At 65.3% G+C, this 24,915-nt stretch carries 21 protein-coding genes; 17 read left to right on the top strand and 4 right to left on the bottom strand.

Annotation, left to right across the window (positions count from 1 at the left end):
* Window positions 1-59 precede the first annotated feature (59 nt).
* From argS to C7450_RS15830, 12 genes are all read left to right on the top strand, one after another.
* Window positions 60-1,817: an arginine--tRNA ligase gene (gene argS / locus C7450_RS15885; RefSeq protein WP_110375423.1), complete on the top strand. Its 1,758-nt coding sequence runs from the start codon at window positions 60-62 to the stop codon at window positions 1,815-1,817.
* A 177-nt stretch (window positions 1,818-1,994) separates the two neighbouring features.
* Window positions 1,995-3,572 carry an SPOR domain-containing protein gene (locus C7450_RS15880; RefSeq protein WP_245449795.1) on the top strand — a complete coding sequence of 526 codons (1,578 nt, stop codon included), beginning with the start codon at window positions 1,995-1,997 and terminating at the stop codon, window positions 3,570-3,572.
* A gap of 192 nt (window positions 3,573-3,764) precedes the next feature.
* Window positions 3,765-4,781 (top strand): beta-N-acetylhexosaminidase, encoded by a 1,017-nt coding sequence (gene nagZ, locus C7450_RS15875; protein ID WP_110375421.1) that lies wholly within the window; start codon window positions 3,765-3,767, stop codon window positions 4,779-4,781.
* Window positions 4,782-4,832: 51 nt separating this feature from the next.
* A complete protein-coding gene (locus C7450_RS15870; RefSeq protein WP_110375420.1) occupies window positions 4,833-5,768 on the top strand; it encodes a segregation and condensation protein A in 936 nt (311 codons plus the stop codon).
* A complete protein-coding gene (gene scpB / locus C7450_RS15865) occupies window positions 5,765-6,502 on the top strand; it encodes an SMC-Scp complex subunit ScpB (protein WP_110375419.1) in 738 nt (245 codons plus the stop codon). The genes C7450_RS15870 and scpB overlap by 4 nt, the downstream gene beginning before the upstream one ends.
* 173 nt (window positions 6,503-6,675) lie before the next feature.
* Window positions 6,676-6,927 (top strand): twin-arginine translocase TatA/TatE family subunit, encoded by a 252-nt coding sequence (locus C7450_RS15860; protein ID WP_110375418.1) that lies wholly within the window; start codon window positions 6,676-6,678, stop codon window positions 6,925-6,927.
* A gap of 78 nt (window positions 6,928-7,005) precedes the next feature.
* A complete protein-coding gene (gene tatB, locus C7450_RS15855) occupies window positions 7,006-8,151 on the top strand; it encodes a Sec-independent protein translocase protein TatB (RefSeq protein WP_110375417.1) in 1,146 nt (381 codons plus the stop codon).
* Window positions 8,148-8,972 carry a twin-arginine translocase subunit TatC gene (tatC, locus tag C7450_RS15850; protein WP_110375416.1) on the top strand — a complete coding sequence of 275 codons (825 nt, stop codon included), beginning with the start codon at window positions 8,148-8,150 and terminating at the stop codon, window positions 8,970-8,972. Before tatB ends, tatC begins: the two co-directional genes overlap by 4 nt.
* 56 nt (window positions 8,973-9,028) lie before the next feature.
* Window positions 9,029-10,357 carry a serine--tRNA ligase gene (gene serS / locus C7450_RS15845; RefSeq protein ID WP_110375415.1) on the top strand — a complete coding sequence of 443 codons (1,329 nt, stop codon included), beginning with the start codon at window positions 9,029-9,031 and terminating at the stop codon, window positions 10,355-10,357.
* A 102-nt stretch (window positions 10,358-10,459) separates the two neighbouring features.
* A complete protein-coding gene (gene surE / locus C7450_RS15840) occupies window positions 10,460-11,221 on the top strand; it encodes a 5'/3'-nucleotidase SurE (protein WP_110375414.1) in 762 nt (253 codons plus the stop codon).
* A 4-nt stretch (window positions 11,222-11,225) separates the two neighbouring features.
* Window positions 11,226-11,957: a protein-L-isoaspartate O-methyltransferase family protein gene (locus C7450_RS15835; RefSeq protein ID WP_110375413.1), complete on the top strand. Its 732-nt coding sequence runs from the start codon at window positions 11,226-11,228 to the stop codon at window positions 11,955-11,957.
* Between the two features lie 130 nt (window positions 11,958-12,087).
* Entirely contained in the window at window positions 12,088-13,395 is a 1,308-nt protein-coding gene (locus tag C7450_RS15830; RefSeq protein WP_245449793.1) for a peptidoglycan DD-metalloendopeptidase family protein, read from the top strand.
* Between the two features lie 401 nt (window positions 13,396-13,796).
* Here C7450_RS15830 and C7450_RS15825 read toward each other — a convergent pair whose 3' ends face one another.
* Entirely contained in the window at window positions 13,797-14,717 is a 921-nt protein-coding gene (locus C7450_RS15825) for an ATP-binding protein (protein ID WP_110375411.1), read from the bottom strand.
* Window positions 14,718-14,954: 237 nt separating this feature from the next.
* Here C7450_RS15825 and yajC point away from each other — a divergent pair, with 237 nt between their 5' ends.
* The 5 genes from yajC to C7450_RS15800 are packed head-to-tail and all read left to right on the top strand — an operon-like array spanning window position 14,955 to window position 19,126.
* A complete protein-coding gene (gene yajC / locus C7450_RS15820; protein ID WP_210206468.1) occupies window positions 14,955-15,230 on the top strand; it encodes a preprotein translocase subunit YajC in 276 nt (91 codons plus the stop codon).
* A gap of 17 nt (window positions 15,231-15,247) precedes the next feature.
* Complete coding sequence (gene secD, locus C7450_RS15815) at window positions 15,248-16,861, top strand: protein translocase subunit SecD (protein ID WP_110375409.1); 1,614 nt, start codon at window positions 15,248-15,250, stop codon at window positions 16,859-16,861.
* A gap of 17 nt (window positions 16,862-16,878) precedes the next feature.
* The gene (secF, locus tag C7450_RS15810) at window positions 16,879-17,841 is read left to right on the top strand and encodes a protein translocase subunit SecF (protein ID WP_110375408.1); all 963 of its coding nucleotides are present in this window, start codon (window positions 16,879-16,881) and stop codon (window positions 17,839-17,841) included.
* Window positions 17,842-17,852: 11 nt separating this feature from the next.
* Window positions 17,853-18,239, top strand: a complete 387-nt coding sequence (locus C7450_RS15805; RefSeq protein ID WP_110375407.1) for an Mth938-like domain-containing protein — start codon at window positions 17,853-17,855, stop codon at window positions 18,237-18,239.
* 2 nt (window positions 18,240-18,241) lie between these two features.
* Window positions 18,242-19,126, top strand: coding sequence for a phytoene/squalene synthase family protein (locus C7450_RS15800; RefSeq protein ID WP_245449791.1), 885 nt, complete (start codon window positions 18,242-18,244; stop codon window positions 19,124-19,126).
* 12 nt (window positions 19,127-19,138) lie between these two features.
* Here the strand turns inward: C7450_RS15800 and trmFO are convergent, their stop codons facing one another.
* The 3 genes from trmFO to uvrA all read right to left on the bottom strand — a co-directional run bounded on the left by trmFO (window position 19,139) and on the right by uvrA (window position 24,018).
* Window positions 19,139-20,563: a methylenetetrahydrofolate--tRNA-(uracil(54)-C(5))-methyltransferase (FADH(2)-oxidizing) TrmFO gene (gene trmFO / locus C7450_RS15795; protein ID WP_110375406.1), complete on the bottom strand. Its 1,425-nt coding sequence runs from the start codon at window positions 20,561-20,563 to the stop codon at window positions 19,139-19,141.
* Between the two features lie 212 nt (window positions 20,564-20,775).
* Window positions 20,776-20,937, bottom strand: a complete 162-nt coding sequence (locus tag C7450_RS15790) for a DUF1127 domain-containing protein (protein WP_110375405.1) — start codon at window positions 20,935-20,937, stop codon at window positions 20,776-20,778.
* Window positions 20,938-21,144: 207 nt separating this feature from the next.
* Window positions 21,145-24,018 (bottom strand): excinuclease ABC subunit UvrA, encoded by a 2,874-nt coding sequence (gene uvrA, locus C7450_RS15785; RefSeq protein WP_110375581.1) that lies wholly within the window; start codon window positions 24,016-24,018, stop codon window positions 21,145-21,147.
* Window positions 24,019-24,915 lie beyond the last annotated feature (897 nt).

Here is a 24,915-nt window from a genome sequence, read left to right as displayed (position 1 = left end):
AGCCGTCGGTGGCCTGATTGAACGCCGGCCCTCGACCGCAATATTTCCGTGGACGCACCATGAATATCTTCGACCTGTACCAGCGCCATTTGTCAGCCGTCATCGAGGACCTGGTGGCGGCGGGCCGCCTTCCGGCTGGCCTCGACCTGTCGCGCGTGGTGGTCGAGCCGCCGCGCGATGCCGCCATGGGGGATCTTGCCACGAATGCCGCCATGGTCCTGGCGAAGGGGGCGAAGACCAATCCGCGCGCGCTGGCGGAGCTTCTCAGTGAAGCGCTGACGGCGGTCCCCGGGGTGGCTGGCGTTGCGGTCGCCGGGCCTGGCTTCATCAACCTCACGCTCGCGCCGGGCGTCTACCGCGATGTCATGCGCGCGGTGCTGACGGATGGCAAAGATTTCGGCCGCGGTGCGGCGGATGGGGTGCCGGTCAATGTGGAATATGTGTCGGCCAATCCGACCGGGCCGATGCATGTGGGGCACGGCCGCGGCGCCGTCTTCGGCGACGCGCTCGCCAATGTGCTGGCTTTCGCCGGTCGGCAGGTGACGCGCGAATACTATATCAACGACGCCGGCGGGCAGGTCGACGTGCTGGCCCGTTCAGCCTTCCTGCGCTATCGCGAGGCGCTCGGGCAGGATATCGGCGAGATCCCGGAGGGGCTTTATCCCGGCGACTACCTGAAGCCGGTGGGGGCGGAGCTCGCAGCGCGCTTCGGCGATACGCTCGAGGCCAAGCCCGAGGCGGAATGGTTGCCGATTGCGCGGGACGTCGCCATCGCGGGGATGATGGCGATGATTCGCGACGACCTCGCGGCTCTTGGCATTCATCACGATGTTTTCTTCTCGGAGCGCACTTTACATGGTGCCAATGGCGGGGCCATCAAGGCAGCCATTGATGCGCTGACGCAGCGCGGCTTCGTCTATCGTGGTCGCGTTCCACCGCCCAAGGGCCAGCTGCCCGAGGATTGGGAGGACCGCGAGCAGCTTTTGTTCCGGGCAACCGATGTCGGCGACGACATCGACCGCCCCCTGATGAAGTCGAACGGCAGCTACACCTATTTTGCGGCTGACGTCGCCTATCTCGAGAACAAGCATGCGCGCGGCTTCCGGGAGCTGATCTATGTGCTTGGCGCCGACCACGGCGGCTACGTCAAGCGCCTGCAGGCGGTGGGCCGCGCGATTGGCGGGAAGGAGATGGAGGTCATCGTGCTGCTCTGCCAGCTCGTGCGCCTGCTCCGCGATGGCGAGCCCGTGAAAATGTCGAAGCGCTCGGGCGATTTCGTGACGTTGCGTGAGGTGATCGACGAGGTCGGCCGCGATGCCGTGCGCTTCATGATGCTTTTCCGCAAGAATGATGCGACGCTCGATTTCGATCTCGCCAAGGTGGTTGAACAGTCTAAGGACAACCCGGTTTTCTACGTCCAGTACGCCCATGCGCGCTGTGCGTCAGTGTTCCGGCAGGCTGCAGAGGTGCTCCCGGGCGCGTCGATGGTCGGGGAGGCGCTTGCATCTCATGACTTTTCTCGATTGAATGATGATTCGGAGGTCGAGATCCTGCGTCGTCTGGCCCAGTATCCTCGCGTCGTGCAGGCATCGGCTTTATCTCACGAGCCCCACAGGGTCGCATTCTACCTGTATGAGCTGGCTAGTGCGTTTCATAGTTTATGGAATAAAGGCAAAGACTCGCCCCAATTACGATTTATTAATGCTGACGATCGAGATTTGACCACTGCAAGGTTGGGTCTAGTCCTAGCTGTCAGGTCTGTCCTTGCATCTGGTCTTGCAATTCTTGGGGTTGCGGCACCAGAGGAGATGCGCTAGCCGCGGCTTTTATTATGCGCGACACAATGTCGCTCAATTGCCGAAAAAAGCCGTAGGCGGCGTGCGAGTATGGCGACAGGGGTGGCTCCTTCGGCTGCGCCGCGAGTACGGACTGCGCCCATGATTGAGAGAAACAAAGCTCGCTTTGCTGAAGATCCCGCGTTTGACGATCGTCCCGTGCGGCCGTCAGGGAACAACCAGCAGCCCTTTGCCGGCAGTGATCCGCTGGCCGAGCTGGCACGCATCGTTGGCCAGGATGATCCCTTTCGCGGTCTTCTCGCCGATGACCGGAATTTTCGCTCGGCGGGCGAAGGTGACACGGGCCAGCGACTTCCACAGAAGTCACAGAACGACGATTTTGCGCATCCCGGCTATGGCCAGCCTGATGAGCGGGCGCCGATGCGCGGAACCCTGCCGGGATTTGCCGCCAACGACCGGATAGCTCCGCAGCGCGACGCCGATCATTTTGATCCGGTCGAGCCACCGGCCTGGCTCCATCCGTCGCGGGAGACCCAACCGGACGAGCCTTTTCACGAGCGGGGTCCGGAGCCCCGGCCAGGGCACTACGATCAATCCTACGCACCCGAGATCGGGGCAGAGCCCCGCTTCGATCCGACCACCGGCACTTATGCTTATCCCGGCTACCAGGATGGCGGTCCTGACGATTTTCAGGATGGCGACGATCGCCAGCGGAATGACGGCTATGACGAGGCTGCCTATGCCGATGAGACGATACCCGAGCGCCGCTCCCGCAAGGGATTGATCGCAGTCGTTCTCATTCTGGGCATGGCCGCGGTCGGTGTTGCCTCGGCGCTCGTCTTCAGGGGCGGCTCGGGCACGTCCGCCGACGCTCCGCCGGTCATTACCGCCGACGACCAGCCGGTCAAGGTGCAGCCCGAGAATCCGGGCGGTGTCGTCGTGCCGGATCAGAACAAGGCGATCTATGAACGCGCCGGCGATCCCGTCGCGAAGGAGACGAAGATCGTCAGCCGTCAGGAGCAACCGCTCGATGTGAACCAGGCGCTGCGTCAGGAGCAGCCGACGGCTACGGGCGCGACGGGTTCCACCGATGGCCCGCCGAATGCGCTGTCGCCCGCGGGATCAAGCGACATGGGCGTGGGCGGGCCGACGGCTCCGCACCCGGCGACCGCGATTCTCGGAGAACCCCGCAGGGTGAAGACGGTGTCGGTGCGCCCGGACGGCACGATCATGACGGACCCGCCACAGGCGCCGCAGCCGGCGCCACGGGTGGCCGCCGCTGATCCAACGCCCGTCAATGCGACACCCGAGACACCGCAGCCGCGGGCCAGCGAGCCGCCGGCCCAGGCGGAAGCCCAGCCCGTGGCCGCTCCGCCCGCACCGCCGCGTCCGCCGACGCGCGCACCGCTGCGGATTTCTCCGCCCGCGCAGCAGCAGCGCGCCGCGCAACCCGCTTCCGCGCAGCCGGAACAGATCGCCGCGGTGAACAACCAGGCCCCGAGCCCGGGAGCAGCGGCGCCCGCGGCCACAAGCGGCGGCAGCTTCGCCGTGCAACTGGGCGCTCCGGGCAGCGAGAAGGAAGCGCGCGACCTCTTCGCTTCCCTTCAGCGCCGCTATGGCGATCTCGCCGGCTACCGGGCGCAGGTCAGGCGCGCGGAAGTCAATGACCGTGTTATCTATCGTCTGCGGGTCGGGCCGTTCTCCCGTGAGGATGCGACCTCGCTGTGCACGCGTCTGCAGGCTTCCGGCGGGCAGTGCTTCGTGGCCCGCAACTAACTAATCGGCGTCATGGCATCGCTGCGATATCGCTGCGCACGACGCCTTCATCATCACCGTCCCTCCCTCGGGCACGCGAGCCCGAGGGATCGTCGTTTCAGGGGACGAATTGAATTGTCGCGTTCCGAGCGCCCGTCGTTGGCCGCTCGCTGCTCTCGCCATAAGATTACCCTTTCAATAGGTTGATGTGCCATGACGCGCGCGATGATCGCTGGTTGTTCCGGCCTTAGCTTGAGCGCAGAGGAAGCGCGTTTCTTCCGCGACGCGGAGCCGTGGGGGTTCATTCTCTTCAAGCGGAATGTGGATACGCCGGACCAGGTGCGGGCCTTGACGGCGCAGCTGCGCGAGACTGTCGGGCGGGCGGATGCGCCTGTCCTCATCGACCAGGAGGGCGGGCGCGTACAAAGGCTCAAGCCTCCCCATTGGCCGGACTATCCGCCCGGCCGGGCCTATGGCGAGCTCTACGCGCGTGACGAGGCCTTCGGGCGCGAGATCGCACGGCTCGGGGCGCGCCTGATCGCCCATGATCTCCTGTCGCTCGGCATAACCGTGAACTGCATGCCAGTGCTCGACATACCGATCCCGGGGGCGAGCTCGGTCATTGGCGACCGCGCCTATGGTTCGCAGCCGCGCGTCGTCGCGGATCTCGGCCGGGCGGCCGCCGACGGCTTGCTGGCGGGCGGTGTCTTGCCGGTGCTCAAGCATATCCCTGGCCACGGTCGTGCCGGCGTCGACAGCCACCACGACTTGCCCATTGTCGACGTGCCCCTGTCCGATCTTGAGATGTGCGACTTTGTGCCCTTCCGCCTGCTGTCGGACTTGCCGCTCGCGATGACGGCGCACGTCGTGTACAAGGCCATCGATGAACGCCATCCCGCAACGACCTCGTCGGTCGTCATCAGTCGCGTGATCCGCCAGGCGATCGGTTTCGGCGGCTTGCTGATGAGCGACGATCTGTCCATGAATGCGCTCTCCGGCACGGCCGAGGCGCGTGCAAGGGCGTCGCTGAACGGGGGCTGCGACGTCGTTCTCCATTGCAACGGCGATCTCGACGAGATGCGTCGTGTTGCGGCGGAGGTCCCATTGCTCGCGGGCGAGGCCAAGGCCCGCGCGGCCGCCGCGCTGAAACGGTCGGCGGCTGGGGCCGAGCCATTCGATCCTGTGGAAGGCATGGCTTGCCTGACGCTAGCGCTTGCGACAGCCGCGTGAGGCGCTGAAGCTGGCATTTGGTACGAATCAGCGCCTCCGGAGCGAAATGCCGTGACTCGCGAACTTGCGTTCGAGGATGTCGCGCGATCTGAGCGCGACGATGACGATCCGGCCCTGATCGTCGATGTGGACGGATTCGAGGGTCCACTCGACCTGTTGCTTGAGCTTGCCAGGCGCCAGAAGGTCGATCTGACGCGCATCTCCATCCTCGCGCTTGCCGAGCAATATCTCGGCTTCGTCGAGGAGGCGCGCCGTGTGCGTCTTGAGCTCGCGGCTGATTATCTCGTCATGGCAGCGTGGCTTGCCTATCTGAAATCGCGGCTTCTGTTGCCGGAGCCCCCGAAGGGGGAGGGCAATGAGCCGAGCGCGGCTGATCTGGCCACGGCGCTGGCCTTGCGGCTCAGGCGCCTCGAGGCCATGCGGGAGGCGGCGAAGAAACTGGCCGAACGGCCCCAGCTCGGGCGCGAGTTCTTTGCGCGCGGCCAGCCAGAGGCGATCGGCGATATCTCCCGTCCGCAATGGGAGGCGACACTCTATGACCTCCTGAGCGCCTATGCCCGTCAGCGCATGAAGAACGCCAATGCGCGCGTGACGCTGCGCAAGCGCTTCGTCTGGTCGCTGGTCGATGCCCGCGAAGCCCTGGAGCGGCTGGTCGGCGTCGCCACCAACTGGACGCAGCTCGACGATTTTCTCGTCGATTATGCCGTGGATCCGGGCATGAAGGCGACCGTGAGGGCCTCCGCCTTCTCGGCGACGCTCGAGATGGTGCGCGAAGGCCTCCTCGACCTGCAGCAGGATGGGGCCTTCACGCCCCTCTGGGTGCGCAAGCGTGAAAAGCCCGACGGTGTGGCGCCGTCCCTTCAGGCGAAGGTCGACGAGGACGCCGCGGCTTTATCTGGGCGGGGCGACGCCGGTCACGACAGGGGCATCGCGCAGGGCGCCGCACAAGAGGACGCACAAGGGGACGCACAAGAGGACGCGGCATGACCGCCGAGATCGAGGCCATCCGGGGTGACGACGAGGAGGCGTTCCTCTTCGCGCAGGCCCTGCGCGCAGCCGAGGCGGTGTTGTTTGCGTCGCGCGAGCCGGTGAGCGAGCAGGCGCTTGCGGGCCGCCTGCCGCCGTCCACCGATGTGCCGGCCGTGCTTGCGCGCTTACAGGCCGCCTATTCCGGCCGTGGCGTGAATCTTGTCCGCGTCGCCGGCCTATGGGTCTTTCGGACCGCGCCGGATCTGGCCGCCTCGCTGGCACGAGAGGTCGAGGAGCCGCGCAAATTGTCGCGGGCCGCCCTCGAGACGCTTGCCATCATTGCCTATCATCAGCCTGTCACACGCGCCGAGATCGAGGATATCCGTGGCGTCGCGACTTCGCGCGGGACGCTCGACACCCTCCTGGAGAGCTCCTGGATCCGGCTGCGCGGACGCCGGCGGACGCCGGGGCGCCCGGTGACCTACGGGACGACGGCGGCCTTCCTTGCGCATTTCGGATTGGATGCCATCGACGACCTGCCGGGCCTCGACGAACTCAAGGGGGCGGGCTTCATCGACGGCCGCGTGCCTTCGGCCTTCAGCGTGCCGCTGCCGAGCGACAGCCCGGCGCTGACGGGCGACGAGGACCCGCTGGAGGACGGCCCGCTCGAGGACAATCTGTTCGAACGGCTTGGCGAGGAGGTTGGCGAGAGGTTTGGCGAGGGGGGCGAACCCGACGAAGATGCACCCTGACAGAGTTGGGGCTCAGGTGCTTCACGGCGTAGCGCGAGCTTCACAGCGCTCACGCAATGGCGATGACGAAATGCTTGTTTTCGCCGTTCCGGACGCCTAGGTTCGAGGAAAGTACAGCCTGCTGACGGTGCGGGCGTTTGATGCGCCCTTGGGGTGCTCGCGGAGATTGAGTGATGGGTGGAGCTAGCATTTGGCACTGGATCGTCGTTGGCGTGATCGTGCTGCTCTTGTTCGGACGGGGCAAGATTTCAGACATGATGGGCGACGTCGCCAAGGGCATCAAAGCCTTCAAGAAGGGCATGAGCGAGGATGACGAGAAGGCGGCTCAGCAGCCCGCCGTATCGGAGCCGCCGCGTCCGCTTGGCCATCAGGCTTCCGCCGGCGCTGGTGTCGAGTCGCCCGCCGGCGAGCGTAAGGCCGGCTGATTACGATAATGCGCGCGGCGGCCCGGCCGCATTGATGAGCCTGATGCAATCGGATCGCCGGACGCCGTTGAGCCTGACATGTTCGATATAGGTTGGAGCGAATTACTCCTGGTCGGTGCGGTGGCGCTCGTCGTCATTGGTCCGAAGGATCTCCCGCGCGCCCTGAAGACGGTTGGGCAGTTCACCACCAAGCTCAAGCGCATGGCAGCGGAGTTCCAGGCGCAGTTCAACGAGGCGATGCGCGAGGCCGAGCTCGACGACATCAAGCGCAGCGTCGACAGCGTGAAGGATGCAACCAAGTCCTTCAATCCGCTCCAGACGGTTCGGGATGAACTGCAGACGGTGCGCGACGACCTGCGCGGCAGCATCGAGAACAAGCCGGCCGTGACAGCGGGGCCTGATACGCCGGCGACGTCCTCGCTTTCGGACCCGTCGGCCACGACCGAGGCGGCCGAGGGCGGTGCTACGATTGGCGGAGGAGCCTCCAGCACGGTCCACGCGTCGGCTTCAGACCTGGTTGCCGCTCCGCATCCGGATCATCCGGCACCGCCACTCGATCTTGGCTTGGCCCAACTGCCTACACCTCCCGAGCCCGCAGCGATTCTGAATGCAGCGCATGGGCCTGCCGAGCCGGCTAAGCCCACCAAGTCGGCTAAGTCCGTCAAGTCGGCCGAAGCGGCAAAGGCCGCTGAGCCCGCCAAGTCGGCCGAGCCCGTCAAGTCGGCCGAGCCTGCTCCTGTGGGGGCCGTTGCTCCGGCCGCAACGCGCAAGCCTGCCGTCCGATCCGGAAGCAAGACAGCCGCAGCCGAAAAAACGGGTGACGGCGTCGCCCCGGCCCCCAAGGCGCGGGCTCCGCGCTCCCCGGCCGCTGCCAAATCTCCCGCCCCGGCCCGGTCCGGGACGACTGTCGCGGCGAATACAGACGTGGCCAATGCAGACGCCGTAGCGTCTGGCAACGCCAAGGCCGCCTCCAAATCCACGACCGCTCCCAAATCCACGACCGCTCTCCAGCCCAAGATCGCTCCCAAGCCCAAGATTGCCCCCAAGCCCAAGATCGCCTCTAAGCCCAAGATCGCCCCTAAGCCCCAGACGGGCATCAAGTCCAAAACGCCTCCCGTACCTCAGGAGGCGCGGAAGGCCGGTGCGGCCGCGGGCGAGGCGGCCCCGGCGGGCGAAGCCGCTGTGACCAAGCCTGAAGTGCCGGGCGAAGGAAGCCTGACATGAGCGAGGTTCAGACGAGCGTGCCGCCTGTCGAGGAAGAACTCGACGAGGTCGAGGCCTCACGGGCGCCCCTGATCGATCATCTCATCGAGCTGCGCTCACGCCTGATCAAGGCGTTGATCAGCTTTATCGTGATGTTCTTCCTCTGCTTCCTGCTGGCCAAGCAGATCTACAACATCCTGGTGTGGCCCTATGTGTTCGCCGCCGGATCGGGCGCAGACGTGCGCCTGATCTACACCGCACCGCTCGAATATCTCTTCACGCAGATCAAGATCGCGGTCTTCGGCGCGGCCTTCCTGTCGTTCCCCGTGGTGGCGACCCAGATCTACAAATTCGTCGCGCCGGGTCTGTACAAGAACGAGCGGCAGGCCTTTCTGCCTTATCTCGTGGCGACGCCGTTGTTTTTCGCCTTGGGCGCGGCTGTCGTCTATTTCATCGCCATGCCGATGGTGATGAATTTCTCGCTCGGCCAGCAGCAGGCGGGCAGCCCGGGCCACGCCGCGATCGAGCTTCTGCCGAAGGTCAGCGAGTATCTCTCGCTGATCATGACGCTGATCTTCGCCTTCGGCATCTGCTTCCAGTTGCCGGTGATTCTCACGCTTCTGGCGCGCGCGGGACTGATCGACAGCCAGTTCCTGAAGGACAAGCGGCGTTATGCCATCGTCGGCGTGTTCATCGTCGCGGCCGTGCTGACCCCGCCGGATATCATCAGCCAGGTATCCCTTGCCCTGCCTACGCTCCTCCTTTACGAGCTGTCTATCGTCTCGGTCCGGATGGTCGAGAAGAAGCGGGCGGAAGCCGAGGCCGCACGCGAAGCGGAGTGAGCCTTGCCGCAAGCACGCCGTTGATGATTGCCCGGCGGCTGAGATAGCACAGGCCCATGCACGACATTCGCCTCATTCGCGACAACCCCGAACCCTTCGTGACGGGGTTGATCCGCCGTGGCTCCTCCAAGGAGGCGGCACAAGCCCTTCTCGACAAGCTTCTCGGGCTCGATGACCGCCGGCGTGCGGCCATCGCCGCCGCCCAATCGGTGCAGGAGCGGCGCAACGCGCTGTCGCGTGAAGTCGGCGAGGCGAAGAAGGCGAAGGACGAGGCGCGCGCGCAGGCGCTGATGGCCGAGGTCGCGGCGCTGAAAGACAGGGCGCCCGAACTCGAGGCGGAGGAGCGTGAGGCGCTGGCCGAGCTCGATCGGGAACTGGCCGCCATCCCCAACACGCCGCTCGACGCGGTGCCGACCGGCGCCGACGAGCATGACAATGTCGAGCGCCACCAGCACGGTGCCAAGCGCAATTATGCCTTCACGCCGAAGCAGCATTTCGAGATCGGCGAGGGCCTCGGCCTCATGGATTTCGAGACGGCGGCCAAGCTTTCCGGCGCGCGTTTCGTCGTGCTCAAGGGGCAGCTCGCGCGGCTGGAGCGGGCGCTCGGCCAGTTCATGCTCGATGTCCATACGGGCGAGCACGGCTATACGGAAGTCAATCCGCCGCTTCTGGTGCGTGACGATGCCATGTTCGGCACGGCGCAGCTGCCGAAATTCGAGGACGATCAGTTCAGTGTGACAGCGGGGCGCGCCCAGGCAGACGCCGCCGCCGGGAGCCACTGGCTGATCCCGACCGCGGAAGTGCCGCTGACGAATCTGGTCCGCGAATCAATCCTTTCCGAGGAAGAGCTGCCAAAGCGATTCACCGCACTGACCCCGTGTTTCCGCGCCGAGGCGGGCTCCGCCGGGCGGGACACGCGCGGCATGATCCGCCAGCACCAGTTCACCAAGGTCGAGCTCGTCTCCATCACCACGCCGGAGACATCCGGCGAGGAGCACGAGCGCATGCTGGCCGCCGCCGAGGAGATCCTGAAGCGGCTTGAGCTGCACTACCGGGTGGTGACCCTGTGCACCGGCGACATGGGCTTTGCCTCGCAGAAGACCTATGACATCGAGGTGTGGCTGCCCGGGCAGGACGCCTATCGCGAGATTTCGAGCTGCTCGGTCTGCGGCGACTTCCAGGCGCGGCGCATGCAGGCGCGGTTCCGTGCGGCCGGCGCCAAGCAGACGCGGCTTGTCCATACCCTCAACGGGTCGGGCACGGCGGTCGGGCGCGCGCTGGTTGCCGTGCTGGAGACCTGGCAGAACGCGGATGGATCGGTCACCATTCCGCCCGTGCTGCGTCCTTACATGATGGGCCAGACCACCGTCGAGGCCGTCGCCTGAGGGACGGCTTTGCGGCAGGGGGCCGATCGTATATCGGCCCCGGGGCGTGATAGCGTTCCAGCCATTCGTGACGTTTGCAGGATAAGAAGGACTGGATAAGCCATGCGCATCATCGTGACCAATGACGACGGCATTCAAGCGCCGGGGCTGAAGGTCCTGCAGGCGATCGCGCATGAGCTGTCGGACGATGTGTGGACCGTGGCGCCGGAAACCGACCAGAGCGGCGTGTCGCACTCCCTGTCGCTGCATGACCCGCTGCGGCTGCGCAAGGTCGGCGAGCGCGAGTTCGCCGTGAAGGGCACGCCCTCCGACTGCGTCATCATGGGCATGCGCAAGGTGCTGGCCGACAAGGCGCCGGACCTGGTGCTGTCCGGCGTCAATCGCGGGCAGAACGTCGCCGAGGATGTCATCTATTCCGGCACCATCGCCGGCGCCATGGAAGGCGCCATCCTGGGCCTTCCGGCGATTGCGCTATCGCAGGCCTTCCCGGCGGGCCAGCGTGACAACACGCCTTGGGGCTGCGCTGAGACCCATGCGGCATCGCTCATCCGCAAGCTGCTCGACGACGGCCTCGACGAAGGTACCCTCGTCAATATCAACTTTCCGGCCTGCCAGCCTGAGGACGTCAAGGGCGTTGCGGTGACCATGCAGGGACGCCGCGGTCTCGATGTGCTGAAGCTGGACGAACGGATGGACGGTCGCAACAATCCGTATTTCTGGCTGACGCCGACGCGCGGGACGCCGCATCTCGCCAATGGCACGGATCTGAAGGCCCTCGCCGAGCACAGGATCTCGGTGACGCCGCTGCAGCTGAACATGACCCACGAGCCGACCATGACGCGTTTCGCGCGGCTGTTCGGCTGACGATATGGCACAACCGACGGCTCCCATTCCAGGTGCAGGCCTCGGCGCCGACACCGGGCGCGCGGGTCCCCAACCCGGCGCCGAGGAGACCGTTGCCTTCCTGCTGAGCCTCAGGGCGCGGGGCATTCGCGACACGACCTTGCTGCGCGCCATGGAAATGGTGCCGCGCGACTTGTTTGCCCCGCGCCGTTTCAGCGATCTCGCCCGCGCCGACGTGTCGCTGCCGCTGCCCTGCGGCCAGACGATGACGGCGCCGGCAACCATCGCCACGATGCTGCTCTCGCTCGGTGTCAAGCGCGGTCATCGCATTCTCGAAGTGGGAACAGGCTCAGGCTATGTGGCTGCGGTGCTGGGGCATCTCGGCCGCTCTGTCACCTCCGTCGAGCGTTTCAGGACGCTGGCGCTGGCCGCGACGGAACGTATCGCCACGCTCAATCTCGACAATGTCGGGATCATGGCGGCCGATGGTCTGGCGATCGGTGAGACCACGGACGGCGGCGAGGACGGCCTCGGGCTTTTCGACCGCATCCTGTTGAACGGCGCGCTTGATGAGCCGCCGCCGTTGGCGCTGACGGCCAGGCTTGCGCCCGGTGGTTGCCTTGTCGGGGCCCGTAACGTCGATGGCCGGCAACATTTGCTGCGCATGACGCGGGCGACCGACGGGACGCTGACTGAAGAGCTGGGCGTCGCCATCCGCCTGCCGCCCTTGGCACACGGGGTCGCGAAAGCACTTTGAAGATTGTAACGAGAACCACACGAGAATCACGAGCAGAAATTATCCATAATACCCCCCAAAGCAACGCTTGCTTAACCTGAATCCGCTTTTAATCAGCCTGCGGATTTGTTGCGTTGAAGTGGGTGTGTCGATGCGTGAACGTCTAGCGTCGTTGCGGCCGCGGCTGTTGTCGCGGGTGGCTATTGTAGGGCTTCTCGCGAGCGTCGCGTCCGGCTGCGGCACGGATAGTATGCGCTTCGTGCAAAACCCCTTCGCGGACCCCTTCAAGTCCAAGGGGCAGGATGAGGTCGCCACCACCGGCAGCCTTGGCGGGTCAGCGCCCGTCAGCGGCTACGACAACGCGCAGGGTGGCTACACCCCGCCGGCGGCGGTCGCCAGCGCGCCGCTCGCCGCGCCCGCCACAGCGCCCCGTTCGACGGCTCCCGCGGAGGCCGTCATAGGCAGCGCCACCGGCTGGACGGCGCAGGGCGGAACGCCCTTCGTCGTTGGTTCCGGCGACACGCTCGCCGCCATCTCCGGCCGCTACAACGTACCGGTTTCGGCCCTTGTCGCGGCCAATGGCCTCAAGGGGACGAGCGTGGCACCCGGCCAGCAGATCACCATTCCTGTCTATAACCCGTCGGCGGCGCCGGTGCAGCACGCGAGCCAGGTGATTTCGGCCCAGCGCAATCAGGTTCAGTCGACGGTCTCCAGCAGCCGCGCGGCGGTTGGCAATCTCGCCGCCCAGCCGCAGCGCCAGCTCGCGGCGGTTGACCAGTCCGCGCGCTCGCAGATCGCGAAGGTGCAGCCGCCCGCTGCGCCGCGCCTCGGCAGCGCCACGCTGACGAAGCCTGCAACGCAGGCCGTCGAGGCTGCGAAGACCCAGGTTCTGACCGCGCCGTCGAAAACCGCGGCAAAACCGGCCGCGCCGGAGGTGAAGCCGACGCAGGCCGCTGCCCCCGCTGCCGCGGCGAAGTCCGCAGCCGCTCCGGCCCAGGCGGCGAAGCCCGCGGCATCGCAGCAGGTGGCGGTCGCGCAGCCGACCGAGCCGGAGACCACGGGAAGCATTCCGAAGCCGGGAGCGTCCGCCAACGAGTTCCGCTGGCCGGCGCGTGGCCGGGTGATTCAGGGCTTCGGTGGGCGCGGCGGCAACGAGGGCATCAATATCGCCGTGCCGGAAGGAACGCCCGTCAAGGCGGCCGAAGGCGGCACCGTTGCCTATTCCGGCAGTGAGCTGAAGGGCTACGGCAATCTCGTCCTGATCCGGCATGAGGACGGCTGGGTCAGCGCTTATGCCAACAATGGCGAGCTTATGGTGAAGCGCGGCGAGAAAGTGAAGCGCGGCCAGACCATCGCGAAATCGGGCCAGACCGGTAATGTCTCGTCGCCGCAGCTGCATTTCGAGCTGCGCAAGGGCTCGACCCCGGTGGATCCCATGAACCACCTCGCCGGGCTCTGAACGGCGGCAATCTCTCTTCCCCACTGTCAAGAAACCCGGCGCGCGCGACGTGCCGGGTTTTTTGTCTCACCTCTCCAGCCCAAGTTGGCTGTTGCCAACTCGGCATTCTTATAGAGCCCAACACGGCAACTGCCGGCGTTGGGGGTGAGGGAACCCAATCGATCGACGTCGGCGTCTGCGGCCGGTGCCGGGGCTCTCACCTCTCCCCGGCGGGGAGAGGTCGGCACGAAGTGTCGGGTGAGGGGGGCGCTTTGCGGATTCGGCAGTCGCCCTCACCCTGTCCCTCTCCCAAACGGGAGAGGGGACGCTAGCGATTGGCGCCGGCGCCCTGTTGCGGCAACTGCCGGCGTTGGGGGAGAGGGGACGCCAGCGATTTACACAATGACCGAAGGTCGATTGGCCTAACCCTCAATCACGGTCCCGGTGCGCCCGGCGAGGTCCTGGACGAATTGCCAGGCTGTGCGGCCTGAACGTGCTCCGCGCGTCGTCGCCCATTCCAGCGCCTCGGCACGCAGCTTCGCCTGGTCGTACGACAAGCCGAGGTGGCTCGCATAGCCGAACACCATGTCCAGATACTCATCCTGGCTGCATTTGTGGAAGCCGAGCCAGAGGCCGAATCGGTCGGACAGGGACACCTTTTCCTCGATCGCCTCGCCGGGGTTGATGGCCGTCGAGCGTTCGTTGTCCATCATGTCGCGGGGCAGGAGATGCCGGCGGTTCGAGGTGGCGTAGAACACGACATTGTCAGGACGGCCCTCGATGCCTCCCTCGAGCACCGCCTTCAGCGACTTGTAGGAGGTGTCGTCGGTGTCGAAGGACAGGTCGTCGCAGAAGATGATGAAGCGGTGCTGGGATGAGCGGATGAGCCCCATCAGGTTAGGCAGGCTCTCGATATCCTCGCGGTGGATCTCGATGAGCTTCAGCCGGCTGTCGTCGGCAGACGGGCGGGGATCGGCGATGCGCTTGTTCGTCTCGGCATGGACGGCCTTGACGAGCGATGACTTGCCCATGCCGCGCGCGCCCCAGAGCAGGGCGTTGTTGGCCGGCAGGCCACGGGCGAAGCGCTCGGTGTTTTCAGCCAGCGTATCGCGCACCCGGTCGATTCCGCGCAGCAAGGACATCTCGACGCGATTGACCCGCGGAACGGGCTGCAGCCGGGCAGGCGGGTGCCAGACGAAGGCATCGGCGGAGGCGAGATCGGTTGGTGCCGGCGGCGGCGGCGCAAGGCGCTCGAGCGCCTGGGCGATCCGTTCCAGCGTGGAGACGAGCACGCCGTCGGAAAGGCTCGGATCCTGGTGTTGCTGCTCGTCCTTCGGCGCCATGGTCCGCTTCTCCGTCTCGCTCCGCAAATCTTGACCGTTGGATATTGTCTTTCTCGGGTACGGTCCATGCTCTAAGCACACGGCTGGATTGCTTTCCATCGATCGATGGGTATAGTCCGCGCCTCATACAGACCGTACGCTTTCACCCACCTTGGGTCGGACCTTGTTTCGGAGGGAACTCTCGTGATCACGCCAGCCTTCGCCCAGTCCACGGCTCCTGCCGGTGGCGGGGGCGACATGCTCATCCAGTTCGTCCCCTTCATTCTCATCTTCGTGATCATGTGGTTCCTGATTCTGCGCCCCCAGCAGAAGCGGCAGAAGGCCCATCAGGAGATGATCAAGAACGTGCGTCGCGGCGACACGATCGTGACCTCTGGCGGGTTCATCGCCAAGGTGACGAAGGTCGTCGATGACGGCGAAGTCGAGGCCGAGATCGCCGAAGGGGTCAAAGTGCGCATCGTGCGTGGTATGATTTCGGAAGTGCGTTCCAAGGCCGAGCCGGTCAAGAGCTGAGGCGGAGGCCGCCGCCCATGCTGCGCTACTCAAAAGCCAAGATCATCTCGATTCTCCTGTTGACGCTGCTCGGCTTCGCCTATGCGGCGCCGAACCTGTTTTCGGAGACGACACGCGAGCGCATCGCGGCATCGGTGCCAAGCTGGATCCCGGCCTGGATCGTGCCGCATCGCGCGATGGTGCTCGGTCTCGATCTGCAGGGCGGCTCGCATGTCGTGCTGGAGGTCGACGAGAACGACCTGATCCGTGCGCAGGTCGCCAGCCTGCGCGAAGATGTCCGGCGCATCCTACGCGAGACGCGCATTGCGCCGCAGGGTGGCATCGTAGCCTTGCCACGCGGCCTGCAGATGCGCGTGCCGAGCGAGGCGGACCGGCAACGTCTCCTCCTGCGTCTCAACGAACTCGCGCGCCCGGCGGGGAATGCCATCCTTGGCACGCCCGGCAACAGCACCATCAACGTTTCAGAAGGGGCGGACGGTCTCATCCAGGTCACCTTGACCGACGTGGGCGTGACGGATCGGGTCCGCCGTGCCGTCGATCAGACCATCGAGGTGCTGCGGCGTCGTGTCGATGCGCTCGGCACGACCGAGCCGAACATCCAGCGCGAAGGCGCCGGCCGCGTGCTGGTGCAGGTGCCGGGGCTGCAGGATCCGCAGCGGCTCAAGGAGATTCTCGGCCGTACCGCCAAGCTGCAGTTCCGCTTCATCGCGGAAGGCGGCGCCAACCCGGCCGATGTCGACATGATTCCCTCGCGCGACAATGCCGGGCAGCCGGTGCCGGTCGAGCGGCGTGTCATCGTCGAGGGCGAGGATCTGACGGACGCCCAGCCCGCTTTTGATTCGCAAACGTCACAGCCGATCGTGAATTTCCGCTTCAACCTGCGCGGCGCCCAGCGCTTCGGCCAGGCAACGTCGGAAGGTGTGGGACGGCAGCTTGCCATCGTGCTCGACAACGAGGTGATTTCGGCGCCACGCATCCAGACACCGATCACGGGCGGTCAGGGCCAGATCTCCGGCAGCTTCAGCGTGCAGCAGGCCAATGATCTTGCCGTCCTGCTGCGCGCCGGCGCCCTGCCGGCCAAGCTCACGATCGTCGAGGAGCGGACGGTCGGACCCGGCCTCGGACAGGATTCCATCGAAGCGGGAACGCTGGCCATCTATGTCGCGTCGATCTTCGTGGCGTTGTTCATGCTGGCGACGTACGGCCTGTTCGGCATCTTCGCCAATATCGCGCTGGTCGTGCATGTGGTCTTCATCCTGGCGCTGATGTCCTTGCTCGGCGCGACGCTGACCTTGCCGGGCATCGCCGGCATCGTTCTGACGATCGGCACGGCCGTCGATTCCAACGTGTTGATCTACGAGCGCATCAGGGAAGAGGCTCATAGCGGCCGCTCGATTATTTCGGCGATCGACGCGGGCTTCACCCGGGCTTTCGCGACCATCTTCGACTCGAACTCGACAATGCTCATCGCAGCCCTCATCCTGTTCTTCCTGGGATCAGGGCCGGTGCGTGGGTTCGCCGTCGTCTTCATCCTTGGCATTTTGACCACGGTGATCACCGCGGTAACCATGACGCGCATGATGATTGCGCTCTGGTATCGCGTCGCCCGGCCGAAGCAACTGCCGTTCTGAACCGGAGCTTATCGCGCGTGCGCCTGATCCGCATCGTCCCCGACAACACCAAGTTCCGCTTCGTCCGCTTTCGGCGTGTCACGATACCGTTTTCGGCTGCGATATCGGTCATCACCGTTATCCTGGCGCTGACGATCGGGCTGAACTTCGGCATCGACTTCAAGGGCGGGACGCTGGTCGAGATCCAGGCCCGTTCGGGCAAGGCGGATGTCGGTGCCATCCGCCAGGAGGCCGAGAGCTTCGGTTTCGGTACGCCCGAGGTGCAGGAGTTCGGCAATTCCGGCGGTGTCTCCATTCGCTTCCCGATCCAGGAGGGCGGCGAGGAGGCGCAGGGAACGGTGGTCCAGAAGACGCGTGACGTCTTCGAGAAAGACTACGAGTTCCGCCGGGTCGAAACGGTCGGCCCGCGCGTTTCGGGCGAACTGGTGCAGTCCGGCACGCTCGGTGTCGTGCTGGCGATCATCGCCGTGCTCGCCTATCTGTGGTTCCGCTTCGAGCTCACCTTCGCCATCGGCGCCATCATCGGCACGATGCACGACATCCTGCTCACGGTGGGCTTCTTCGTGATCACCCAGATCGAGTTCAACATGACCTCGATCGCTGCGATCCTGACGATCGTCGGCTATTCCTTGAACGAGACCGTCGTGGTGTTCGACCGCACGCGCGAGTTGCTGCGGCGGTACAAGACGATGCCGATCGAGGAACTGCTCGATCTCTCCGTGAATTCGACCTTGTCACGGACCTCCATGACCGCGACCACGACGATCCTGTCGCTGGTCGCGCTCGTTGTGGTGGGCGGCGAGGCCATCCAGGGCTTCGCACAGGTCATGTTGTTTGGGGTGTTCGTCTGCACATACTCGGCGATGTATGTGTCCACGCCCGTGCTGATCTATCTCGGCATGCGCAGCGCCCGCGCCCCGGCTCCGGCCGCACCCGCGCCTGCGTCTGACCGCAAGAAGGCGCCGCGCCCGGCGTCCTGACGGAGGGGGTGATGGCCGAGGGCCGACGTTACGACGGTTTCGTTCCCGGCCGTTACAAGCTCGACGCCTATGGCAACGGCGGCTTCCGATTCGCCGAGATGTCGCATCGCGGCTCCATCCTGACCTTGCCGTCCGGCATCAAGGCCTGGGACGTGACAGATCCGGACCAACTCACCGCCAGCCATTTCGCCCCTGTTATCGCCGAGGCGGCGGATATCGAAATCCTGCTGATCGGCACCGGCCTCGATATGGTTCCTCTGTCGCCGGCCATCCGCGATGCGCTGAGCACAGCGGGCATGAAAACCGAGGTCATGCAGACCGGCGCCGCGGCGCGCACCTACAATGTGTTGCTTGCCGAGGACCGCCATGTCGCGGCCGCGCTGATCGCGGTGGGCTAGCCATGATGGCCAACGGGGCTGGTTCAGGCGACGAAGCCGCTTTGGCATCGGCATTTTCCCATTGCGAACAGCTCGTCCGCGAGGCGGACATTGACCGCTTCCTGGCCGGTCTTTTCATTCCCGCCGAGAAGCGGCGCTATTGCTTCGCGCTCTATGCTTTCAGCCATGAAATCGCGCGGGTTCGCGAGCTTGTCAGCGCGCCGCTCCCGGGTGAATTACGCTTTCAATGGTGGCGGGACGCCCTCAATGATGAGGCCGCGCGCGGCGATGTCGGGGCGCATCCCGTAGCGGCGGCGCTTCTCGCGACGATCGCGCGCTTTCGGTTGCCGCGTCAGGCCTTCCTCGACCTGATCGACGCCCGGCTGTTCGACCTTTACGACGATCCGATGGGCACGGTCGCCGACCTCGAGGGCTACAGTGGGGAGACGAGCTCCGCGCTGCTGCGGCTCGCGTCCCTTATCCTGGCCGACGGGGATGATGCGGGGGCGGCCGACGCGGCCGGCCATCTCGGCGTGGCCCAGGCGGTCACCGGGATTATCCGCGCCTTGCCCTGGCATCTCCGGCGCGGTCAGGTCTATGTTCCCGCGGATATCCTGACCGAGGCTGGGATGACCGCAGCGGAGCTTCTCGCCGGCGAGCGGACGCCAGCACTCGCGCGGGTCATCGCCGCGATGCGCGACCTCGCGGAGCGGCACTATCGCGCCGGCCTCAAGGGCCTCGCCCAGGTTCCGGCCAATGTCCGTCCGGTTTATCTGCCGGCGATGCTTGTGCCGGCCTATCTCAGGGAATTCGGCCGGCGGGACTACGACCCCTATCGGTCGATCGTCGACCTGCCGCAATGGCGCAAGCAATGGCTGCTCTGGCGCGCCGCGCGGCGGCTGCGCTGAGCGCTCCCCCGATCAGCCTGTTGTTCCTGGCAGGGTTTCCCGCCAGACCGCAAAATCGGCCCTCGCCCTGTCCGTCAGCGCCTTCTTCTTGGCGACCGCCTTGGCGGGACCGCGCAGGCGCTTGCCGTCCGGGCTCTTGACCGCGCCTTCGAGCGGCGGGAAAAGCCCGAAGTTCACGTTCATCGGCTGGAAGGACTGCGGCCCGGCATCGATCGCCGCGATATGCCCGCCGGTGATGTGGTTGAGCAAGGCACCGAGCGCCGTCGTCGCCGGCGGCAGGGTAATCTCGCGCCCCTCCCGTTCGGCGGCGGCGAGGCGTCCTGCCATCAGCCCGACGGCAGCACTTTCGACATAGCCTTCGCAGCCGGTGATCTGGCCGGCGAAGCGCAGGCGCGGCAGCACCTTCAGGCGCAGGCGCGGATCGAGCAGCTTGGGCGAATTGAGGAAGGTGTTGCGGTGCAGGCCGCCGAGCCGCGCGAATTCCGCGCGCTCAAGACCCGGGATCATGCGCAGCACATCCACCTGCGCGCCGTGGCGAAGCTTCGTCTGGAAGCCGACCATGTTGAAGAGCGTGCCCAGCGCGTTGTCCTGCCGGAGCTGGACGATGGCATAGGGCTTGACGTCGGGATCGCGCGGATTGGTGAGGCCCACCGGCTTCATCGGGCCGTGCCTGAGGGTTTCACGGCCGCGGGCGGCCATGACCTCGATCGGCAGGCAGCCGTTAAAATAGGGCGTGTCCTTTTCCCATTCGCGGAAGTCGGTTGTTTCGCCGGCGAGCAGGGCATCGACGAAGGCCTCGTATTCGTCGCGGGTCATCGGGCAGTTCAGATAGTCGGCCCCCGTGCCGCCCGGACCTGCCTTGTCGTAGCGCGACTGCGCCCAGGCGATGTCCATATTGATGGAATCGCGGTGGATGATCGGCGCGATGGCGTCGAAGAAGGCGAGTTCCCCCTCGCCGGTGAGGCTGCGGATCGCTTCGGCCAGGGACGGCGCGGTGAGGGGGCCGGTGGCGATGATGGTCTCGCCCCAGTCCTCCGGGGGCACGCCGGGCACTTCGCCTCTGACGATTTCGACATGCGGATGGCAGGCGAGCGCATCGGTGACGGCTGCAGAGAATGCCTCCCGATCGACCGCCAATGCGCCGCCGGCGGGTACCTGGTGCTGATCAGCCATCGCCATGATCAGCGAGGACAGTCCGCGCATCTCCTGATGGAGGAGGCCGACCGCGTTGGTCTCAGCATCGTCGGAGCGGAAGGAATTGGAACAGACCAATTCCGCCAGGCCTTCGCCCTTGTGGGCGGGTGTCGCCGTTGTCGGCCGCATCTCGTGCAGAATGACGGGCTGGCCGGATTGGGCGATCTGCCAGGCGGCTTCGGAGCCGGCGAGGCCACCACCGATGACATGGAGCGGACGGGAAGAGGTCGGGGACTGAACCATGCGGCTGTTGTGGGAGCGGTCGCGTCGGCCGTCAAGCGCGCAGGGCGGGAAACTTGCGAATCAAAACGCGGGGACCGGAAACCGCGACAGGCCCTCCGACCCGTGAGATCGACCTGACGTCGAAGTGGGCCGGAGCCACGCGGGGCTGAAGACACGAACGCCCGCCAAAAGGGCGGGCGTTACGAGCCAGGATCACAATGAGATCCCGACGATCAGGCACCGACCTTCGTGTGCTTGCGCGCAATGAAGGGGATATCCCAACGGGACAGGCCGAGATCGTTGAGTTCACGGTCCGAAAGGCGAGACAGCTCACGGACGGTATCGCGGTAACGCAGGTAGTTGCGGATCTTTGCAAGAATATGGGTGACGATCATGTCTACTCTCCTGATTTGGCGAGGGCTTTGGTTGCTGCCGATCTCGCCCTGTTGCGATGCAGCATATAGGCTTTTGCCTCGATTTCAGGCAGAGGGGATTCTGTATGTCAGTTCTGCGCTGGGAGCATGCCTCAGGCGCCTGTGGAGTAAGAATTTAGTTACATTTGGGCTGAAATTCAGAGAAAATGGCAAAATCGCGACAGTGAGCTATTCCGCAGCCGCTTGTTTGCGCATGCGAAGAGGCCGCCTTTCGAGGACTTCTGCCAAAAATCTGCCCGTATGACTGACTGAAGATTTGGCAATCGTCTCAGGTGTCCCCTGCGTCACGATGGTGCCGCCGCCGTCACCGCCCTCCGGGCCCATGTCGATGACCCAGTCGGCCGTCTTGATCACCTCGAGGTTGTGCTCGATGACGATCACCGTGTTGCCCTGCTCGACCAGCTCGTGCAGCACCTCGAGCAACTTGGCGACATCGTGGAAATGCAGGCCGGTCGTCGGCTCGTCGAGGATATAGAGCGTGCGGCCCGTGGCCCGCTTGGACAATTCCTTCGACAATTTGACGCGCTGGGCCTCGCCGCCCGAAAGCGTGGTCGCCTGCTGGCCGACCTTGACGTAGCCGAGCCCGACGCGCGACAGCGTTTCCATCTTGTCGCGGATGGCCGGCACCGCGTGGAAGAGGTCGCGCGCCTCGTCCACGGTCATGTCCAGCACGTCGGCGATGGAGCGCTGGCGGTATTTCACCTCCAGCGTCTCGCGGTCGTAGCGCTTGCCCTTGCAGACATCGCAGGTGACGTAGACATCCGGCAGGAAGTGCATCTCGATCTTGATGACGCCGTCGCCCTGGCAGGCCTCGCATCGCCCACCCTTGACGTTGAAGGAGAAGCGTCCGGGCTGGTAGCCGCGCGCCTTGGCCTCCGGCAGGCCGGCGAACCATTCGCGAATGGGGGTGAAGGCGCCGGTATAGGTCGCAGGGTTCGAGCGGGGCGTGCGGCCGATCGGCGACTGGTCGATGTCGATGACCTTGTCGAGATGCTCCAGGCCCTCGATCGTGTCGAAGGGTGCCGGATGCTCCAGCGCATTGTTCAGCCGCCGCGCCACCGCCTTGTAGAGCGTGTCGATGACGAGCGTCGACTTGCCGCCGCCCGACACGCCGGTGACGCAGGTGAATGTGCCGAGCGGAAACGCGGCCGTGACATCCTTGAGGTTGTTGCCGCGGGCTCCGGTGATGGTGAGCTGGCGCGCCTTCTGGGGCTTGCGGCGCTTCGCCGGCAGCGGCACGCCGAGTTCGCCGGTGAGATAGCGGCCGGTCAGCGATTCAGGATTGGCGAGGATGTCGTTCGGGGTGCCCTGCGCGACGATCTCGCCGCCGTGGATCCCGGCGCCGGGCCCGACATCGACCACATAATCCGCCGTCAGGATGGCATCCTCGTCGTGTTCGACGACGATGACGGTGTTGCCGAGATCGCGCAGGCGCTTCAGCGTCTGCAGCAGCCGCTCGTTATCGCGCTGGTGCAGGCCGATCGACGGCTCGTCGAGCACGTAAAGAACGCCCGTCAGGCCCGAGCCGATCTGGCTCGCCAGCCGAATGCGCTGGCTCTCGCCGCCGGACAGCGTTCCGGAGGCGCGGGCGAGGGTGAGATAGTCGAGGCCGACGTCGAGCAGGAACATGAGCCGGTCGCGAATCTCCTTGAGGATGCGGCCGGCGATCTCGTTCTGCTTCGCATTCAGCTTCTCGGGGATGGCGTCGAACCAGTCGCGCGCATCGCGCACCGAGAGCTGGGCCACCTCGCTGATATGACGATGGCCGATCTTCACCGCGAGGGCTTCCGGCTTGAGGCGGAAGCCGCCGCAAGCGGCGCAAGGCGTCTCGCTCATGTAGCGGCCGATCTCCTCCCGCGCCCAGTCGCTTTCCGTCTCCTTCCAGCGGCGTTCGAGGTTGGAAATCACGCCCTCGAAGGGCTTGTTGACCTCATAGGCGCGCAGGCCGTCCTCATAGGAGAAGCGGACCGCCGTCGCGCCGCTGCCGTAGAGGATGACGTCTCTGGCCTTCTCCGGCAGCTCGCTCCAGGGCTTCGTGACGGAGAAGCCGAAGTGGCGCGCCAGTGCATCGAGGGTCTGGCCGTAATAGGGGGATGTCGAACGCGCCCAGGGGGCGATCGCGCCGCCGCGCAGGGTCAGGGTGTGATCCGGCACGATGAGGTCGGGATCGACCCGCATCTCATGGCCGAGCCCGTCGCAGACCGGACAGGCGCCATAGGGGTTGTTGAAGGAGAAGAGGCGCGGCTCGATCTCGGGGATCGTGAAGCCTGACACCGGACAGGCGAATTTCGACGAGAGCACGTCGCGACGCGGACTGCCCTTGGCGTCCGTCTCGTCAGCGAATTCCACCACCGCGATCCCATCGGCGAGCTCGAGCGCCGTCTCCAGCGATTCCGCCAGGCGTGCGGCGATGTCCGGGCGGACGACCAGGCGATCGACCACCACGTCGATATCGTGCTTCAGCTTCTTGTCGAGGTTGGGCGCGTCGGCGATCTCATAATAGGAGCCGTCGATCTTCACGCGCTGGAAGCCGCGCTTCATGAAGTCGGCGAGTTCCTTGCGATATTCGCCCTTGCGGCCCCGCACCACGGGGGCGAGCAGATAGAGCCGCGTCTTTTCCGGCAGCGACAGCACGCGGTCGACCATCTGGCTCACGGTCTGGCTTTCGATCGGCAGGCCGGTAGCGGGGGAGTAGGGCACGCCGGCGCGCGCCCACAGGAGGCGCATGTAGTCGTAGATCTCGGTGACAGTGCCGACGGTCGAACGCGGATTCTTCGAGGTCGTCTTCTGTTCGATGGAAATGGCAGGCGACAGGCCGTCGATCTCGTCGACGTCCGGCTTCTGCATCATCTCCAGGAACTGCCGGGCATAGGCAGACAGTGATTCGACATAGCGGCGTTGACCCTCCGCATAGATCGTGTCGAAGGCCAGCGACGATTTGCCCGACCCGGACAGGCCCGTGAACACCACAAGCCTGTCGCGCGGGATCGAAAGGTCGACGTTCTTGAGATTGTGCTCGCGCGCGCCGCGGACGGTCAGCATGCGCGTCGGCCCGTCGGGGGCGAGGCGCCGGCTTTCGGGCAGGGCGACGGCGGACTTGGCGATCGGAGGGGTCTTCTTCGATTTCTGAGCCATGGCTCTCAACGGACAAGTGGGATCGACAGGAGCGGACGGCGCCTGGAGCGCTGAACGAGGACGACGTGATGAATGAGCCCGTTATTCTCGCACGGCTTGCAGGATAGCTTGCAGGCCTACGGGAATGACGAGATCGATACCCCGAATTCCCGGACGGGTACGGGCAACGACATGGTCCTCGTACATGGGCCTTCTGTCCCCTTTTCGCCAGTGTCTGGCGTGTTTCAGCACAAAATCTCGCGTGCAGACCGGTCGTGATCGCGGCCCGTGATGATCGGGGACCATCGCGGAAGCGAGGCGAAAAGAACGTATCCCCCGGGAGGGCCGCCGGGCGGCAGCGCCCGGATGGATGAAACATTTTTTGACGGCAGGAGAGTTGCAGACTTTGAATATTCTGTCTAGAACATAAAGAGAACATTTTAACTGGACGGCTCGAGTACGACCATGCACTCTCGTCGCGGCTGCCATTCCATGTGGACAAGCCTGCGCCCTCGGGCGACGGCAGCCGGCGTGATCGTCTAGTGTCGTGATTGCGAGGTTCGACATAGGACGACACTCGAAACAATGATTGCCCATGTCCCTTTGTGTCTGACGTTCGCTCCGTGATCGATCGCGCGGTTTGGCGAAAGTCGGGATCGAGACATTCGTGACGCAACGGAATATAGGCTTTGGAATTCGCCTGCGGAGTTCCGGGCAGCCCGGCTGCGGATTGGTGTGATGGGGGCGCTGTCGTGACGGCGGCCCGCATTGCGATGTCTGGCTGGTGCGCCTGAGTTCGGTATGGCTTTGCCGTGGAGGTCCAAG

The sequence above is a fragment of the Chelatococcus asaccharovorans genome, assembly GCF_003201475.1.
In the GTDB taxonomy this organism is placed as follows: Bacteria; Pseudomonadota; Alphaproteobacteria; order Rhizobiales; family Beijerinckiaceae; genus Chelatococcus; species Chelatococcus asaccharovorans.
Note: the sequence above shows the minus strand (reverse complement) of the source record. Positions and strands in the feature narration are given on the sequence as shown.

Coding starts and splice junctions, on each gene's coding strand:
- argS (WP_110375423.1), top strand. CDS start 60: ATGAATATCTTCGACCTGTACCAGCGCCATTTGTCAGCCGTCATCGAG.
- nagZ (WP_110375421.1), top strand. CDS start 3,765: ATGACGCGCGCGATGATCGCTGGTTGTTCCGGCCTTAGCTTGAGCGCA.
- scpB (WP_110375419.1), top strand. CDS start 5,765: ATGACCGCCGAGATCGAGGCCATCCGGGGTGACGACGAGGAGGCGTTC.
- C7450_RS15860 (WP_110375418.1), top strand. CDS start 6,676: ATGGGTGGAGCTAGCATTTGGCACTGGATCGTCGTTGGCGTGATCGTG.
- tatB (WP_110375417.1), top strand. CDS start 7,006: ATGTTCGATATAGGTTGGAGCGAATTACTCCTGGTCGGTGCGGTGGCG.
- tatC (WP_110375416.1), top strand. CDS start 8,148: ATGAGCGAGGTTCAGACGAGCGTGCCGCCTGTCGAGGAAGAACTCGAC.
- serS (WP_110375415.1), top strand. CDS start 9,029: ATGCACGACATTCGCCTCATTCGCGACAACCCCGAACCCTTCGTGACG.
- surE (WP_110375414.1), top strand. CDS start 10,460: ATGCGCATCATCGTGACCAATGACGACGGCATTCAAGCGCCGGGGCTG.
- C7450_RS15835 (WP_110375413.1), top strand. CDS start 11,226: ATGGCACAACCGACGGCTCCCATTCCAGGTGCAGGCCTCGGCGCCGAC.
- C7450_RS15830 (WP_245449793.1), top strand. CDS start 12,088: ATGCGTGAACGTCTAGCGTCGTTGCGGCCGCGGCTGTTGTCGCGGGTG.
- C7450_RS15825 (WP_110375411.1), bottom strand. CDS start 14,717: ATGGCGCCGAAGGACGAGCAGCAACACCAGGATCCGAGCCTTTCCGAC.
- yajC (WP_210206468.1), top strand. CDS start 14,955: ATGCTCATCCAGTTCGTCCCCTTCATTCTCATCTTCGTGATCATGTGG.
- secD (WP_110375409.1), top strand. CDS start 15,248: ATGCTGCGCTACTCAAAAGCCAAGATCATCTCGATTCTCCTGTTGACG.
- C7450_RS15805 (WP_110375407.1), top strand. CDS start 17,853: ATGGCCGAGGGCCGACGTTACGACGGTTTCGTTCCCGGCCGTTACAAG.
- C7450_RS15800 (WP_245449791.1), top strand. CDS start 18,242: ATGATGGCCAACGGGGCTGGTTCAGGCGACGAAGCCGCTTTGGCATCG.
- trmFO (WP_110375406.1), bottom strand. CDS start 20,563: ATGGTTCAGTCCCCGACCTCTTCCCGTCCGCTCCATGTCATCGGTGGT.
- C7450_RS15790 (WP_110375405.1), bottom strand. CDS start 20,937: ATGATCGTCACCCATATTCTTGCAAAGATCCGCAACTACCTGCGTTAC.
- uvrA (WP_110375581.1), bottom strand. CDS start 24,018: ATGCTGACCGTCCGCGGCGCGCGCGAGCACAATCTCAAGAACGTCGAC.